The organism is Kocuria salsicia (assembly GCF_007681555.1).
Lineage (GTDB): Bacteria > Actinomycetota > Actinomycetes > Actinomycetales > Micrococcaceae > Kocuria > Kocuria salsicia.
Genome location: NZ_VELE01000001.1, coordinates 31,445 through 47,217, shown reverse-complemented (window position 1 = coordinate 47,217; position 15,773 = coordinate 31,445). Strand labels below are relative to the sequence as shown.

13 protein-coding genes are annotated in these 15,773 nt (G+C 69.5%); 7 read left to right on the top strand and 6 right to left on the bottom strand.

Translation table 11 applies throughout. The features are described 5' to 3' along the window. The first annotated feature begins 50 nt into the window (after positions 1 to 50). The 7 genes from rapZ (at position 51) to secG (ending at position 6,876) form a co-directional block, all read left to right on the top strand. On the top strand, positions 51 to 968 hold the full coding sequence (gene rapZ / locus FS770_RS00255; RefSeq protein ID WP_144942651.1) for an RNase adapter RapZ: 918 nt from the start codon (positions 51 to 53) through the stop codon (positions 966 to 968). A 26-nt stretch (positions 969 to 994) separates the two neighbouring features. Then, positions 995 to 2,068, top strand: a complete 1,074-nt coding sequence (locus FS770_RS00250; RefSeq protein ID WP_145009185.1) for a gluconeogenesis factor YvcK family protein — start codon at positions 995 to 997, stop codon at positions 2,066 to 2,068. A 47-nt stretch (positions 2,069 to 2,115) separates the two neighbouring features. Beyond that, positions 2,116 to 3,129, top strand: coding sequence for a DNA-binding protein WhiA (gene whiA, locus FS770_RS00245; protein ID WP_144942653.1), 1,014 nt, complete (start codon positions 2,116 to 2,118; stop codon positions 3,127 to 3,129). A 251-nt stretch (positions 3,130 to 3,380) separates the two neighbouring features. Further along, positions 3,381 to 4,388, top strand: coding sequence for a type I glyceraldehyde-3-phosphate dehydrogenase (gap, locus tag FS770_RS00240; RefSeq protein WP_145009183.1), 1,008 nt, complete (start codon positions 3,381 to 3,383; stop codon positions 4,386 to 4,388). Between the two features lie 87 nt (positions 4,389 to 4,475). Then, positions 4,476 to 5,699: a phosphoglycerate kinase gene (locus tag FS770_RS00235; protein WP_144942655.1), complete on the top strand. Its 1,224-nt coding sequence runs from the start codon at positions 4,476 to 4,478 to the stop codon at positions 5,697 to 5,699. A gap of 43 nt (positions 5,700 to 5,742) precedes the next feature. Continuing rightward, positions 5,743 to 6,561, top strand: coding sequence for a triose-phosphate isomerase (gene tpiA, locus FS770_RS00230; protein WP_094394033.1), 819 nt, complete (start codon positions 5,743 to 5,745; stop codon positions 6,559 to 6,561). Positions 6,562 to 6,624: 63 nt separating this feature from the next. Beyond that, positions 6,625 to 6,876: a preprotein translocase subunit SecG gene (gene secG, locus FS770_RS00225; protein ID WP_144942656.1), complete on the top strand. Its 252-nt coding sequence runs from the start codon at positions 6,625 to 6,627 to the stop codon at positions 6,874 to 6,876. A gap of 120 nt (positions 6,877 to 6,996) precedes the next feature. Here the strand turns inward: secG and pgl are convergent, their stop codons facing one another. The 6 genes from pgl to tkt form a co-directional block, all read right to left on the bottom strand. Continuing rightward, the gene (pgl, locus tag FS770_RS00220; RefSeq protein WP_145009181.1) at positions 6,997 to 7,803 is read right to left on the bottom strand and encodes a 6-phosphogluconolactonase; all 807 of its coding nucleotides are present in this window, start codon (positions 7,801 to 7,803) and stop codon (positions 6,997 to 6,999) included. Continuing rightward, the gene (locus FS770_RS00215; protein ID WP_313960153.1) at positions 7,800 to 8,900 is read right to left on the bottom strand and encodes a glucose-6-phosphate dehydrogenase assembly protein OpcA; all 1,101 of its coding nucleotides are present in this window, start codon (positions 8,898 to 8,900) and stop codon (positions 7,800 to 7,802) included. Before FS770_RS00215 ends, pgl begins: the two co-directional genes overlap by 4 nt. Further along, on the bottom strand, positions 8,897 to 10,435 hold the full coding sequence (gene zwf / locus FS770_RS00210; protein ID WP_144942658.1) for a glucose-6-phosphate dehydrogenase: 1,539 nt from the start codon (positions 10,433 to 10,435) through the stop codon (positions 8,897 to 8,899). Before zwf ends, FS770_RS00215 begins: the two co-directional genes overlap by 4 nt. A 36-nt stretch (positions 10,436 to 10,471) precedes the next feature. Next, positions 10,472 to 12,076, bottom strand: coding sequence for a glucose-6-phosphate isomerase (locus FS770_RS00205; protein WP_145009179.1), 1,605 nt, complete (start codon positions 12,074 to 12,076; stop codon positions 10,472 to 10,474). A gap of 138 nt (positions 12,077 to 12,214) precedes the next feature. Next, complete coding sequence (tal, locus tag FS770_RS00200; RefSeq protein ID WP_126874270.1) at positions 12,215 to 13,321, bottom strand: transaldolase; 1,107 nt, start codon at positions 13,319 to 13,321, stop codon at positions 12,215 to 12,217. A gap of 95 nt (positions 13,322 to 13,416) precedes the next feature. Beyond that, the gene (tkt, locus tag FS770_RS00195; RefSeq protein ID WP_094394023.1) at positions 13,417 to 15,528 is read right to left on the bottom strand and encodes a transketolase; all 2,112 of its coding nucleotides are present in this window, start codon (positions 15,526 to 15,528) and stop codon (positions 13,417 to 13,419) included. Positions 15,529 to 15,773: the final 245 nt, after the last annotated feature.

Here is a 15,773-nt window from a genome sequence, read left to right as displayed (position 1 = left end):
CTACCCTGGGGGGAACCTTGCAGTCGGCAGATCAGGCGGTCCTTCACCCCATGAGCACCCCACCCCCGGATGCCGCACACCACGCGCTGGAGCCGGTGAAGCCTCCCACGACGGAGCTGCTCATCGTCACCGGGATGTCGGGCGCGGGCCGTTCCACGGCCGCGAACGCACTGGAGGACCTGGGCTGGTACGTGGTGGACAACCTGCCGCCACAGATGCTCGGCACTCTCGCGGACCTGGCGTGCCGCGCCCCGCAGACCCTGCCCAAGCTGGCGGTCGTGATCGACGTGCGCGGCAAGGCCCTGTTCAACGACATGAAGGAGACCTTGGCCGCGCTGGAGACCTCAGGCGTCGAGTTCTCGGTGCTCTACCTCGAGGCATCGGACGAGGTGCTGGTCTCGCGCTACGAGCACCAGCGCCGGCCCCACCCCCTGCAGGGCGGCGGGCGGATCCTGGACGGGATCAGGGCGGAGCGGGAGACGCTGAAGGACCTGCGCGAGACGGCGGACTCGGTGCTGGATACCTCCTCGTTCAACGTGCACGCCCTGACCCGGGCCGTGGCGGACATGTTCTCCACGAGCGGGCCCGTGGTGCTGCGCCTGACCGTGATGAGCTTCGGCTTCAAGTACGGGGTGCCCGCGGACGCGAACTTCGTGGCGGACGTGCGGTTCATCCCCAACCCGCACTGGGTCCCCGCGCTGCGCCCCCGTACGGGCAAGGATCCCGAGGTGCGGGACTACGTCTTCGGCAACGAGGGCGCCCAGACCTTCGTGGACCGCTTCGTGGCCATGCTCGAACCGGTCTTCGCGGGCTACCGCACCGAGAGCAAGCACTACGCGACCATCGCCATCGGCTGCACGGGCGGCAAGCACCGCTCGGTCGCGATCACCGAGGAGGTCGCCCGGAGGCTTGGCAAGTCCCCGAGGGTGACTGTGAACATCCAGCACCGGGACATGGGCCGCGAATAGTCCCGCCCCCTGACATGACGGATCCCATGAGCACATTTCCTTCGACGGGTGCGTTGCCCCGGCTGCCGCTGAGCAGCCGCCGCGACGTGGATCCCTACCACTCCCTGGACCCCTCCGCGCGAGAATCCCTCACGGACGCGGACTCCGTGGTCGCCCTGGGCGGTGGCCACGGTCTCTCCGCGAGCCTCTCGGCCCTGCGGCTGCTGGCGCCGGCTCTCACGGCGGTCGTCACGGTCGCGGACGACGGTGGATCCTCCGGCCGGCTGCGCGATGACCTCGGCGTGCTGCCCCCCGGTGACCTCCGGATGGCGCTGGCCGCCCTGTGCGACGACTCCCAGTGGGGCCGCACGTGGAGCGACGTCATGCAGCACCGCTTCAGCGTCGAGCAGCACCCCGACGAGGGGCTCGACAACCACGCCCTCGGCAATCTGCTCATCGTGACGCTGTGGGAGCTTCTCGGGGACCCCGTGGAAGGTCTGCGCTGGGCCGGCGCGCTGCTCGGCGCCCGCGGCCAGGTGCTGCCCATGAGCTGCGAGCCGCTCGTGATCGAGGGAGATGTCTCCCCGGGCAGCAGCCCGACGACGGCGTGCCCCCCTGAGAGGATCGTGCGAACCGTCACCGGCCAGTCCCGGCTGGCCAAGGAGGCGGACGTGTGCAACGTGCGGCTCAGCCCGGCGGACGCCCCGGCGTGCCCGGAGGCCGTCTCCGCGATCGAGGAGGCGGCGTGGGTGGTGCTCGGTCCCGGTTCGTGGCACACCTCGGTGCTGCCTCACCTGCTGCTGCCCGAGCTGCGGGACGCGATCTGCGCGTCCCCGGCCAAGCGTCTCGTCACGCTCAACCTCTCGCGGGACTCCGAGACCCTCAGCATGGGCTCGGGAGACCAGCTGCGCGTGCTTCAGCGCTACGCGCCCGAGCTGCGCCTCGACGTCGTCCTCGCGGACCCCTCGGCGGCCGAGTCGCCCAAGGACGTCGAGGCCGCGGCCGCCCAGCTGGGAGCGGAGGTGCACTGGGACTCCCTGCGGGAGAAGAACGGCAGCTCCGCGCACAACCCCTTCAAACTGGCGGCCGCCTACCAGCAGATCATGAACGCGCGGGGCTGACGGCCCCGTACCCCTCCGTCCACCTAGCGTCAAGGAGATCGTCCGTCATGGCATTGACCGCCTCGGTCAAGGAAGAACTCGCCCATCTGCAGGTCCGCAAGTCGGCCGTGCGCGCCGCGGAGCTCTCCGCCCTGCTGCGCTTCGCGGGTGGTCTGCACATTGTGGGCGGACGGATCGTTGTGGAGGCGGAGCTCGACACCGAGTCCGTGGCCCGGCGCACGGCCCGGACCGTGGGAGAGGTCTTCGGCCACGACTGCGAGCTCGGCGTGATCAGCGGCGGGGGGCTGCGCCGCGACCGCACCTGGGTGGTGCGGGTGGCCAAGGACGGTGAGGCCCTCGCCCGTCGCACGGGTCTGCTGGACGCCCACGGGCGCCCGGTGCGGGGACTGCCGCCCACGGTGGTCAACGGCAGCGTGGAGGAGTCCGCCGCCGTGATCCGAGGAGCGTTCCTGGCCCACGGCTCGCTCACGGAGCCGGGGCGGGCGGCCGCCATGGAGTTCACATGCCCGGGTCCAGAGGCGGCACTTGCGCTCGTGGGCTCGGCCCGGCGCCTGGACGTGCTCGCCAAGGCGCGGCAGGTCCGCGGAGTGGACCGGGTGGTCGTGCGCGACGGCGACACCATTGCGGCGCTGCTCACCCGTCTGGGTGCCCATCGGGCCCTGCTGCAGTGGGAGGACCGCCGCATGCGCAAGGAGGTGAGGGCCACGGCGAACCGGCTCGCCAACTTCGACGACGCCAACCTGCGCCGTTCCGCCCAGGCCGCCGTCACCGCGGGCGCCAAGGTCGAGCGCGCCCTCGCCATCCTGGGCGACGAGGCGCCCGAGCACCTGCGTGCCGCGGGTCGGCTGCGGGTGGCCAACAAGCAGGCGAGTTTGGACGAACTAGGCAGGCTGTCCGAGCCCCCGCTGACCAAGGACGCGATCGCGGGGCGGATCCGACGCCTGCTCGCCATGGCTGACCGCCGCGCGGAGGAGCTCGGCGTGGCCACCACGTCCGAGTTCGCGGCCCACGCGAGTGCGGAGCACGCCGAGCAGACGGACCCGGCCCGGTCCAACGCCTGACTGGCGGCCTCTTGGCGGGTCCGACCTCATGTGGGTTTGTGTGGGGTCAGGTGAATGAGACGTGAAAACTCGGTTTTGCCACTGTCGCAGCGGCCCGGATCCCGGTAGAATAGAGCCGAAAGACCAGGCGGGACCGCCCGACGGGCGGCCACCGCGGTGTGGGAATGAGACCGATTGGTTTCGATCCAACATCACGGTAGCGCGGCCATGACGACCGCGGCCTGCCGCACCACGACACAGAGGAGATCGCAGTGACAGTCAAGGTTGGCATCAACGGTTTCGGGCGCATCGGCCGCAACTTCGCGCGGGCGCTGTACAGCCACCACGGCCACGACATCGAGCTGGTCGCGGTGAACGACCTCACCGATCCCGAGACGCTCAAGCACCTCTTCGAGTTCGACTCCGTGATGGGCCGTCTCGCCACGGACGTTTCCCTGGACGGGGACGTCATGACGGTGGACGGCCACAAGGTCAAGTTCCTGGCCGAGCCTGACCCCTCCAAGCTGCCCTGGGGCGAGCTCGGCGTGGACATCGTGATCGAGTCCACCGGTCGCTTCACCACCGGTCCCAAGGCCAAGGCGCACCTGGACGCGGGCGCCAAGAAGGTCGTCCTGTCTGCCCCGGGCAAGGAGGTTGACGGCACCTTCGTCTACGGCGTGAACCAGGAATCCTACGACCCCGAGACCATGAACATCGTCTCGGCCGCCTCCTGCACCACCAACTGCCTGGCGCCGCTGGCCAAGGTTCTCAACGACGAGTTCGGCATCGAGCGCGGCCTGATGACCACCATCCACGCCTACACGGGTGACCAGCGCCTGCACGACGCCCCCCACAAGGATCTGCGCCGTGCCCGCGCGGCCGCGCTGAACCTCATTCCCACGACCACCGGTGCCGCAGCCGCTGTGGGCCTCGTGCTCCCGGAGCTCAAGGGCAAGCTGGACGGCTTCGCCGTCCGCGTGCCGGTCCCCACGGGCTCGCTCGTGGACCTCACCGTGGACGTGCGCGAGGACGTCACGGTCGAGGCCGTGAACGCCGCCGTGAAGAAGGCTGCGGAGGGCCCGTTCAAGGGCATCATCGAGTACTCGGAAGAGGCGCTGGTCTCCAAGGACATCGAGGGCTACGACGTCTCCACGGTGTTCGACGCGCCGCTGACCAAGGTCATCGACAACGAGGTCAAGGTCATCGCCTGGTACGACAACGAGTGGGGCTACACCATCCGCCTGGTGGACTTCGTCTCGTACGTGGCCGATAAGCTCTGAGTCAGACCGTTCAGTGGCGCCGGTGCCCCGAGGGTGCCGGCGCCACTGTCGTCAGATCGTGATCACCCCAGGGAAAGGATGACAGACATGGCCAAGTCGCTCGACGATCTCATTGCCGAGGGGGTCTCGGGGCGCCGAGTTCTCGTGCGCTCGGATCTCAACGTTCCGCTCGACGGCTCCACGGTGACGGACGACGGACGCGTGCGCGCGTCCCTGCCCGTCCTCAGCAAGCTCGCGGAGGCTGGTGCGCGCGTCATCGTCATGGCGCACCTGGGACGGCCCAAGGGAACCGTGGACCCGAGGTACTCCATCAAGCCCGCCGCTGACCGGCTGGCCAAGCTCTCCGAGGCACCCGTAGTCGTCGCCACTGACGTGGTCGGCGAAGACGCGAAGGCCAAGTCGGACGCGCTCGAGGACGGCCAGATCCTGGTGCTCGAGAACGTCCGCTTCGACCCGCGCGAGACCTCCAAGGACGACGCCGAGCGGCAGCAGTTCGCCAAGGAGCTCGCCGCGCTGACCGGTGAGAACGGCGCGTACGTGGACGACGCTTTCGGCGCCGTGCACCGCAAGCACGCCTCCGTGTACGACATCGCGTACGAGCTGCCGAGCTACCTGGGTGATCTGGTGAAGACGGAAGTGGACGTGCTGAGCAAGGTCATCTCGGACCCAGAGCGCCCGTTCGTGGTGGTCATGGGCGGCTCCAAGGTCTCCGACAAGCTCGCTGTGATCGACAACCTGATCGGCAAGGCGGACTCGTTGCTGATCGGCGGCGGCATGGTCTTCACCTTCCTCGCCGCGCAGGGTCACGCCGTGGGTTCGTCACTGCTGGAGAAGGACCAGATCGACACCGTCAAGGGTTACCTGGACCGGGCGGAGGCGGCCGGCACAGAGATCGTGCTGCCCGTGGACGTCGTCTACGCCGCGAACTTCTCGGAGGACGCTGAGCACGAGGTGCGCCCCGTGGCGGACATCGAGGGCGGCTCCATCGGCGACTCCGGCCTGGGCCTGGACATCGGGCCCGAGTCCGCAAAGATCTTCGCGGAGAAGATCGCCGCGGCGAAGACTGTGTTCTGGAACGGCCCGGTGGGCGTGTTCGAGATGGCCCCGTTCGCCAACGGCACCAAGGCCGTGGCGCAGGCGCTGGCCACGTCCGACGCCATGAGCGTGATCGGCGGCGGCGACTCCGCCTCCGCCGTGCGCAACCTGGGCTACCGGGACGAGCAGTTCGGCCACATCTCCACAGGCGGCGGCGCCTCCCTGGAATTCATCGAGGGCAAGCAGCTTCCGGGCGTGGTGGCCCTCGGCGCGTGAGCGCCCCACAAAGCACCAGCCATCCGAGCGAAGGAGTCTCAGCATGACCACGCAGACCAACGGAGTTTTCGACCGGACGCCCGTGATCGCGGGCAACTGGAAGATGAACATGGACCACACGCAGGGCATCGCGCTGGTCCAGAAGCTCGCGTGGACGCTCAAGGACGCCAAGCACGACTACTCCCGTGCGGAGGTGGTGGTCTTCCCGCCGTTCACGGACCTGCGATCGGTGCAGTCCCTGGTGGAGGGGGACGGCCTGCAGATCAAGTACGGGGCACAGGACCTCTCCGACCAGGACAAGGGGGCCTACACGGGCGACGTCTCCGGTGAGTTCCTCGCCAAGCTCGGCTGCAGCTACGTACTGGTGGGCCACTCCGAGCGACGCCTCATCCACCACGAGACGAACGAGCAGTGCCGGGACAAGATCCGTGCCGCGATCCGACACGGCCTCACCCCCATGCTGTGCGTGGGGGAGGGGCTCGAGGAGCGCCAGGCCGGGCGTCACGTGGAGTACACGCTTGAGCAGCTGCGCGGCAGCCTCGCGGAGCTGACCGCCGGCGAACTCGAAGGCCTCGTGGTGGCCTACGAGCCCGTGTGGGCCATTGGCACCGGTGAGGTCGCCGGCCCCGAGGACGCGCAGGAGATGGCGAAGGCCGTGCGTGCGGAGCTCGAGAGCCTCTACGGCGCGGAGTTCGCGCGCGCCACCCGTGTGCTCTACGGCGGCTCGGTGAAGTCCTCGAACGTGGCCTCCATCATGGCGGGTCCGGACGTGGACGGTGCCCTCGTGGGCGGTGCCAGCCTCGATGCGGAGGAGTTTGCTAAGATTGCACGGTTCGAGCAGCACCTGGTCACCGATCAGTGATGTCGCGTCAGCTTTCGGTCGGCGCGTTGCTCACCCCCAGTTCTATGTGAATCGAGGCATTTCGTGGAGATCCTCCTGATCGCCCTCCAGGCGGTCATCGTGGTCACGAGCATCCTGTGCATCATGTTCGTCCTGCTCAACAAGGGCAAAGGCGGTGGTCTGTCGGACATGTTCGGCGGCGGAATGACACAGTCCTTGAACACCTCCGGTGCGGCGCAGAAGAACGTCGTGCGCATCACCACCGTGCTGGCGATCATCTGGGTGCTGGCCATCGTCGGCTACGCGCTGGTCCTCCGGTTCAACCCGGTGGCCTGAGCAGGCGCTCCACGGCATCCACCACGCAGCGCCACGTCACAACCAGCAGGCACTGGCACAGAGCGAAGGCCCGGACCGTCACGGTCCGGGCCTTCGTCGTGGCCAACACGGGTCCCCTGCTCAGTCCTCGGACTGCGCGGACGATCCGTCCGGGTCCTCCGGTACCCCCGGCAGCGCGTCCTCGGTGACGAGCCACAGGGTCTCCTGAGTGCCACGGACCGCGCTGCCCGGCGCCTCCACCGGCGTGACACCGGCACGGCGGATGCTCGCCAGGGCGTCAGCCTTGGGAGCGCCGGAGACGAGCAGCCAGACCTTGTGCGCGGAGTTGATCGCGGGCAGGGACATCGTCACACGCTCGGGCGGGGGCTTGGGGGAGTCGGCGACCGCGAACACGGTCGCGTCGGTGCGCAGCACGTCCTTCCGCCCCGGGAACAGGGACGCCACGTGCGTGTCCGGACCCAGGCTCAGGAGGGCGACGTCCACGTACGGCAGGTCCCCGGTCGAGCCCTCGGCCTCCGCGGCCGCTGCAAGCTCCGCGCGATAGTCGGCCGCGGCCTCGTCGGCGGTGCTGATCTCATCCGAACCGGCCACGGGGTGCACACGGTCCCAGTCAAGCTCGAGGGTCTCGTCCCACGCGTCCGCGGCCTGGACCCCGTTGCGCTCGGGGTCCGCGCCGGGGAGGAAGCGCTCGTCGGACCACCACACGTTGACGCGCGACCAGTCGATCAGCGCGGCATCCGGGCTCGCGGCGACCTCACCGATCACACGCGTGCCCATGCCGCCGCCGGTGAGCAGCACCGTGGCCTCTCCGCGCTCGTCCTGGGCGGCCTCCAAGACCTCCAAGAGTCGGGCGGCTGTGTCCCGCGCGAGGCGGTCTTCCCCGTCGTGGGGGACCAGTCGCGGCTGGGGCGGCAGGGTCGCGCTCATGGGCGCACCGCCCCGTCGGCCTCGTCAGACCCCGACGTCGAGGTGTCCCCCTCACCGTCGCGGGCAGCAGCCCCACCCCGGTCTGCTGCTTCCGCCGTCATGTGCTCTGAACCGGTCTCGACGACGGCGTCCTCGGCCTCGACGACGTCGCCCACCTCCTGTTTGGCCTGGGCCGCCGTGCAGACCTCCGCGGCGTCGAGACCCGCGCGGATCACCTCGCCGTAGACCTCGTCCGCGTCGAGCCGCCGCAGCTCCTCGGCCAGGCAGGTCTTCAGGTCTCGCACGGGCATGGCGATCTGCTGGTCCGGCTGGTCAGGCTGGGAGAGCACGGCAACGGTGCGGCCAGGGCGGTTGATCTCCACGGCGCCCTGGTCCGTGAGCAGGGCAACGCGGTCCAGGGCCCGGCCGGAGCCGTCCGTGCGGATGGTGACCTTGGCCCCGAGCCGCTGCGAGAGCCACACGCCCAGCAGCAGCATGGACGGTGCCACGGCGTTGCCCTCGAGCACGATCTCCCTGACTGCAACGGGGCCCACCTGGTCGAGGACCGCCGCGAGCTGGACGCGCCAGTTCGTGATGCGCGTCCACGCGAGGTCCGTGTCGCCGGGGGTGTACTGCCGCGCGAGCTGCGTGAGCGAGGCGAACGGCTCGTCTGCGCGGGATGAGTCCGTGATGCGTCGGTGCGCGATCCTGCCGATCGAGCTCTCGCTGGGGTTCTGCGGGAAGTCGTGCGGCCACCACGCCACAATGGGGGCGTCAGGCAGCAGCAGCGCGGAGACGAGGGTCTCCGTGGGCTCGGCGAGGTCGCCGTAGCCGTGCATGAGGATGACCTCCGACGCGCCAGCGTCGCCGCCCACGCGCAGCTGCGCGTCCAGGCGGGTCTCGTCCGTGCGCGAGTGCGCCACGTGCACGATGATCCGGCACGGGTGCTCGTGGCTCGCGTAGTTCGCCGCCTCGACCGCCATCTCCGAGTGCCCCGCCTGCGCGAGGATCACCAGCGTGAGCACGCGCCCGAGCGTCACCACGCCGTTCTCGTCCCGCAGCTGGTTGAGCTTCTTCTCGATCTTCGCTGCGGTGGTGTTCTCCATCTGAACAATCACGGTCGCCTCCAGACCCGGCCGTCACGGGCCATCAACTCGTGGGCCGACTCCGGACCCCATGAACCGGGCGCGTACGGCTCGGGTTGCACTTGGTGCTCGGACCAGTAGTTCTCGAACGGGTCCAGGATCTTCCAGGACAGCTCCACCTCGGAGTGGTCCGGGAACAGGGGCGGCTCGCCCAGCAGCACGTCGAAGATCAGCCGCTCGTACGCCTCCGGGCTGGACTCCGTGAACGCGTGGCCGTAGCCGAAGTCCATGGTGACGTCCCGGATCTCCGACTGCGTGCCGGGGACCTTGGAGCCGAAGCGGATGGTCACGCCCTCGTCCGGCTGGATGCGGATCACGATGGCGTTCTGGCCGAACTCCTCGTTGTCCGTGTCCCGGAAGAGCAGGTTCGGGGACTTCTTGAATGCCACCGCGATCTCCGTGACCCGCCGGCCGAGCCGCTTGCCCGCGCGCAGGTAGAACGGCACGCCCGCCCAGCGGCGGTTGTTGATGTCCACGCGCAGGGCCGCGAAGGTCTCGGTGCGAGAGTCAGCGGGGATGTCCGACTCCTCGTGGAAGCCCTTGACGAACTCGCCGCCCTGCAGACCGGACGTGTACTGGCCCAGGGCCGAGTGCTCACCGAGGTCAGAGGGCAGCACCACGGACTCGAGGACCTTGGCCTTCTCCCGGCGCAGGTTGTGCGCGCTGAACGAGGCCGGCTCCTCCATGGCCGTGAACGCCAGCAGCTGCAGCAGGTGGTTCTGGATGACGTCACGGGCCGCACCCACGCCGTCGTAGTAACCGGCGCGGGAGCCGATGCCGATCTCCTCGGCCATTGTGATCTGCACGTGGTCCACGTACCGGGCGTCCCACAGGGGCTCGAACATCTGGTTGGCGAAGCGCAGCGCCAGGATGTTCTGCACCGTCTCCTTGCCCAGGTAGTGGTCGATGCGGAACACGCTGTCCGGGCGGAAGACCCGCTCCACGATCGCGTTCAGCTCCCGGGCGGAGTCGAGGTCGTGGCCGAACGGCTTCTCGATGACCACCCGCCGCCAGCCCTTGCTGTCCTGCGAGTCCGCGAGGTCGTGGTCCGCCAGCTGCTGGCACACCACCTCGAACGTCTTGGGCGGGATGGACAGGTAGAACGCGTGGTTGCCGCGGGTGCCGCGGTCGCGGTCGAGCTCGTCGAGCGTCTGCGCGAGACGCACGTAGGCGTCGTCGTCGTCGAACTCGCCGTGCACGAACCGCAGCCCCGAGGCGAACTGGTTCCAGAGGTCCTCGTTGTAGGGCGTGCGGGCGTGCTCGGCGACGTGCTCCTTGACGTACTCCGCAAACTGGGCGTCGTTCCAGTCCCGCCGGCCGAACCCCACGAGGGAGAAGGCCGGAGGGAGCAGGCTGCGGTTGGCGAGGTCGTACATGGCCGGCAGCAGCTTCTTCTTCGCGAGGTCGCCGGTGACGCCGAAGAGGACGAGGGCCGACGGCGCCGCGACGCGTGTCAGACGCCGGTCGCGTGGATCACGCAGGGGGTTGTGTTGGGTGTTCTCAGGCACAGGCTCGCCGTCCGTTCGCGGGTTGTCGGGTGGGGATCACAGCTCGGACGCCGCGCGCAGCAGCTGGGCCACCCCGGCCTCCCGGTCCAGCAGCCGCAGCCGCAGGACAGGGCGGTGGTGCTCGGCGAGCACGGTGGCGTCCCCGTCCGCCTGCGCGTTGATGAGCTCGCCGAAGGTGAAGGGGATGCCGGGGATGTCCACGTCCGTGTCCGTGGCCGCAGTGATCTGCACGTAGACACCCTGGGCGGGACCGCCCTTGTGGTACTGGCCGGTGGAGTGCAGGAAACGCGGGCCCCACCCGAAGGTCACGGGACGCCCGGTGCGCCGCGCCAGCACGTCCCGCACGGACTCCAGCTCGGTCCAGCCGAGCCGGTCGAAGTACGCCTGGACGCTCACGTAGCCGTCCTCAGGCAGCTGCTCCAGAAGCGCCGAGAGGGCCGCGGGCACGGTGGTCGCGCCGCGCAGCACGTCCTCGGCGCCGCGGATCTCGATCTCCCCGTCCGTGGCGGCCGCGGGTGAGGGCTCGGGCTTGGAGGCCAGAAGCTCGCGTGTTGCCGCCTTGGCGGACTCGACGTCCGGCTGGTCGAACGGGTCGATGCCCAGCAGCTGGCCCGCCACCGCGATCGCGACCTCGAAGGCCACCATGAGGCCGCTCAGCGAACCGGCCACGCGCACCCCCTCGGACTGCTCGGGGTCCACGTCCTCCTCAGCCACGAGCGAGACGACCAGCACGTCCGACGCGCCGGAGGTCAGCTCGGGGGCGCCGTCGTGCACGACCACGGGCAGCACGCCCGTGCCGGACTTGCCGGTGGACTCGGCGATCAGCTGCTCCGCCCAGTCCGCGAAGCCCACGAACGGCGCGCCCTGGTTCACGAGCACGATCTTGTCGCGCAGCGGTGAGGTACCGCCCAGGGCGGCACCGAGCTGCAGGCCGATGTTGTTCTCGTCGTCCTCGCGCAGCATCTCGACGGCCTCCTCGGCGTCGTCGAGCAGCGCCGCGACGTCCACGCCGGCGAGTCCGGAGGGCACGAGTCCGAACGCCGTGAGCGCGGAGAAGCGCCCGCCCACGTTCGGGTCCGCGTTGAAGGTCTTGCGGTAGCCCGCCTCACGCGAGGCCGAGTCCATGGGGGAGCCCGGGTCCGTGACCACCACGATCCGCGAAGGGGCGTCCAACCCGGCGCGCTGGAAAGCGTCGATGAACACTCGGCGCGCGGAGTCCGTCTCCACCGTGGAGCCGGACTTGGAGGAGACGATCAGCGCGGTGTGCTCGAGGTCCTCGAGCGCCTTGGTGACCATCTCGGGGTCGGTGGAGTCCAGCACGAACAGCTCCACGCCGGCGCTGCGGGTGATCACCTCGGGAGCCAGGGAGGAACCGCCCATGCCCGCGAGCACGAAACGCGTGACACCTTCGCGGGCGAAGTCGTCCCGCAACTCCTCGATCTCCGGTACGAGCGGACGGGAGACGCTCACGGCGTCCGTCCACCCGAGGCGGACTGCCGCCTCCTGCTCCGCGGCGGCGCCCCAGAGGGCGGGGTCCTGCGCAAAAAGCTTGGACGCGAAATTCTCGGCGACCAGGCGGGGGACGTTCGTGTCGATCGCCTCTCGCGCGGCACCGGCGGCCTGCAATGACAATGAGCTCACGGGGAGCCTCCTCAAACGTGGTGGGTGGGCGGTGCAGCGGCTGGGCCGCACCGCCCGGAAGTGGTGCTGCAACGGGACCGCCACCCGCGGTCGTGGGGCACCGGGTGCTCCTGCACAGCCGCGGGCGGCGAGACGAGGTCAGCTCGCGGCGTCGAGCGCCGTGCGCACGGTCTCGAGCAGCTCCTCCCAGGACTTGTCGAACTTCTCGAGGCCCTCGGTCTCGAGCAGCTCCACGACCTCCCGGTAGGACACGCCCTGACGGGCAACCGCGTCGAGGACCTCGGCGGACTCCTCGTAGGTGCCGCTCACGGTGTCACCTGTGACGTCCGCGTGGTCGTACGTGGCGTCCAGCGTCTTCTCCGGCATGGTGTTCACGGTGTTGGGGGCCACCAGCTCGGTCACGTACAGGGTGTCCGGCAGGTTGGGGTCCTTCACACCGGTGGAGGCCCACAGCGGACGCTGCGGGTTGGCGCCGGCGGAGGCAAGACGCTTCCAGCGCTCGGTCTGGAGCGACTGCTCGTAGACCTGGTAGGCGAGACGCGCGTTGGCCAGGCCGGCCTTGCCCTTGAGGGACACGGCCTCCGCGGAACCGACGGCGTCCAGGCGCTTGTCGACCTCGGTGTCCACGCGGGAAACGAAGAAGGACGCCACGGAGTGGATCGTGGAGAGGTCCTTGCCGTTCTCCAGCGCACGCTCGAGACCCTCCATGTAGGCGTTGATGACGCCGCGGTAACGCTCGAGCGAGAAGATCAGCGTGACGTTCACGGAGATGCCCTCCGCGATCGTGGCCGCGATCGAGGGCAGGCCCTTCTCGGTCGCGGGGATCTTGATCAGCGCGTTCGGGCGGTCGATTGTCTGGGAGAGCTTCTGCGCCATCGAGGCAGTGGCGTCGGCGTCCTGCGCCAGGCGGGGGTCCACCTCGATGGACACGCGCCCGTCCACACCCTGCGTGGCCTCCGCCACGGGGGCGAAGAGGTCGCACGCCTCACGGACGTCGTCCGTGGTGATGCGGAACACGGCGTCGTCGACCGAGACCCCTTCGGCGGCGAGCGCCGCGACCTGCTCGCGGTATGACTCGCCGTTGGCGAGCGCCGCGGCGAAGATCGTGGGGTTGGTCGTCACGCCGACGACGTTCTTGGTGTCGATGAGCTCCTGCAGGTTGCCGCTGGTGAGGCGCTGGCGGGAGAGGTCGTCGAGCCAGATGGAGACGCCGGCGTCGGAGAGCTTCTGGGTGGGGGTGGTCATGTTCTCTGTCCTCGATTCGTGAGAGAAGAGCATCTGGGGTGTGGTGGGCGGGGCCGGAGCCCCGCCCACGACTGCTGCTGTGCTGAGCTGCGGGGTCACCTCGCGGCGGCGATGGACTCCTCGGCTGCCTGTGCCACGGCCTCGGACGTGATGCCGAACTCGCGGTAGAGCGTCTGGTAGTCGGCGGACTCGCCGAAGTGCTCCAAGGACACGGCGCGGCCGGCGTCGCCGAGCAGGTCGTTCCACGACATGCGGATCCCAGCTTCAACGCTCACGCGGGCCTTGACGGCCTTCGGGATGACCGATTCGCGGTACTGCTCGTCCTGTGAGTCGAACCACTCGCGGCAGGGCATGGAGACCACGCGGGCCGCAACGCCCTTCGCCGCGAGCTGCTCCCGGGCCTCGAGGGCCAGCTGGACCTCAGAACCCGTGCCGATAAGCACCACGTCAGGGGTGCCCTCGGTGTCCGCGAGCACGTAGCCGCCGCGGGCCACGCCCTCGGCGGAGGCGAACTTCTCACCGTCGTACTCCGGGTGCAGATCCTCACGGGGAACCGTGGGCAGATCCTGGCGCGTCAGCGCCAGCCCTGCCGGGTGCTCGTGGTTCTCGAGAATCGTGCGCCAGGCCACGGCGGTCTCGTTGGCGTCCGCGGGCCGGACGACGTCGAGCCCCGGGATCGCACGCAGCGCCGAGAGCTGCTCCACGGGCTGGTGCGTGGGGCCGTCCTCGCCGAGGCCGATCGAGTCGTGGGTCCACACGTAGATGGACGGCACCTTCATGAGCGCACCCAGGCGCACCGCCGGACGCTGGTAGTCCGAGAAGATGAGGAACGTGCCCGAGAAGGCCCGGGTCTGGCTGCTCATCACGATGCCGTTGACGATCGCCGCGGCCGCGTGCTCACGGATGCCGAAGTGCAGCACCCGGCCGTACGGGGAGCCCTTCCACTTGGCCGTGGAGCGGCTCTGCGGAATGAAGGAGTCCGCACCCTCGATCGTGGTGTTGTTGGAGCCCGCGAGGTCCGCGGAGCCCCCCCACAGCTCGGGGAAGGTCCCGGCGATGGCGTTGATGACCTCGCCGGAGGCCTTGCGGGAGGCCACGGCCTTGCCCGCGGGGAAGGTGGGGAACGCGGCCGCGTAGTTCTCGGGCAGCTCCTCGTTCTTGATCCGGTCGTAGAGCTCGGCCTTCTCCGGGTTGGCCTCGCGCCACGCCTGGAAGGACTTCTCCCACTCGGCGCGCTCCTGCTTGCCCCGCTCGGCCACCTCGCGCACGTGCGCGAGGATCTCCGGCTCAATCTGGAAGGACTTCTCGGGGTCGAAGCCCAGAATCTTCTTGGTTGCCGCGACCTCCTCCGCGCCCAGGGCGGAGCCGTGCACGCCGCCGGTGTTCTGCTTGGTGGGGGAGGGCCAGCCGATGATCGTGCTCAGGGCGATGATCGAGGGCTTGTCCTTGACTTTGGTGGCCGCCACCACGGCGTCGTACAGGGCCTCGACGTCCTCCTTGTACTCACCGCCGTTGCGCCAGTCCACGCGAGCGGTGTCCCAGCCGTACGCGGCGTAGCGCGCCAGGACGTCCTCGTTGAACGCCACGTTGGTGTCGTCCTCGATCGAGATCTTGTTGTCGTCGTAGATCACCACGAGGTTGCCGAGCTGCTGGGTCCCGGCCAGGGAGGACGCCTCGGAGGTGATGCCCTCCTCGAGGTCTCCGTCGGAGGCGATCACGAAGATGTTGTGGTCGAACGGCGACTCACCGGCGGGGGCGTCCGCGTCGAAGAGACCGCGGGTGTAGCGCTGCGCGTAGCCGAAGCCCACGGAGGAGGCCAGGCCCTGGCCCAGCGGACCGGTGGTGATCTCCACGCCCGTGGTGTGGCGGTACTCCGGGTGGCCCGGAACCTTGGAGCCCCACGTGCGCAGCGACTCGAGGTCCTCCATCTCCAGGCCGTAGCCGGAGAAGAACAGCTGCAGGTACAGGGTGAGGGAGGTGTGCCCGGGGGAGAGGATGAAGCGGTCGCGCCCGGTCCAGCGGTCGTCCGAGGGATCGTGCCGCATCACCTTCTGGAAGAGCATGTACGCCACGGGGGCCAGGGACATGGCGGTGCCCGGGTGGCCGTTGCCGACCTTCTGCACGGCATCGGCGGCGAGGACACGGGCGGTGTCCACCGCGCGGGCGTCCTGCTCGGTCCAGTTCAACGGTTGATCAAGGTTCGGCACGGTGGCGAGCCCCTTTCGTGGGAGTGGATGGTGCGCGGCGCTGCCCGGTCCCGTTCCGTGGCCACGGTGGTCCGGCCGCAACGCCTGTTCCGCGCTCAACCTTAGTCCGGCGGGACCGCGAGCGTCAGGGACGTGGCCCCGGGTGATCGCTCACGGCTCACCGTGGGCCTCGTCACCGCGCCCCTGAGCGGCGCAGGCGGCTATACTGGCGACCGGGTGTCGGTGCGAGCCCGTCTCGCCCCGCC

Excerpts from the sequence above, each read along its gene's own strand:
- rapZ (WP_144942651.1), top strand. The coding sequence starts at position 51 with ATGAGCACCCCACCCCCGGATGCCGCACACCACGCGCTGGAGCCGGTG.
- FS770_RS00250 (WP_145009185.1), top strand. The coding sequence starts at position 995 with ATGAGCACATTTCCTTCGACGGGTGCGTTGCCCCGGCTGCCGCTGAGC.
- whiA (WP_144942653.1), top strand. The coding sequence starts at position 2,116 with ATGGCATTGACCGCCTCGGTCAAGGAAGAACTCGCCCATCTGCAGGTC.
- FS770_RS00235 (WP_144942655.1), top strand. The coding sequence starts at position 4,476 with ATGGCCAAGTCGCTCGACGATCTCATTGCCGAGGGGGTCTCGGGGCGC.
- tpiA (WP_094394033.1), top strand. The coding sequence starts at position 5,743 with ATGACCACGCAGACCAACGGAGTTTTCGACCGGACGCCCGTGATCGCG.
- pgl (WP_145009181.1), bottom strand. The coding sequence starts at position 7,803 with ATGAGCGCGACCCTGCCGCCCCAGCCGCGACTGGTCCCCCACGACGGG.
- tal (WP_126874270.1), bottom strand. The coding sequence starts at position 13,321 with ATGACCACCCCCACCCAGAAGCTCTCCGACGCCGGCGTCTCCATCTGG.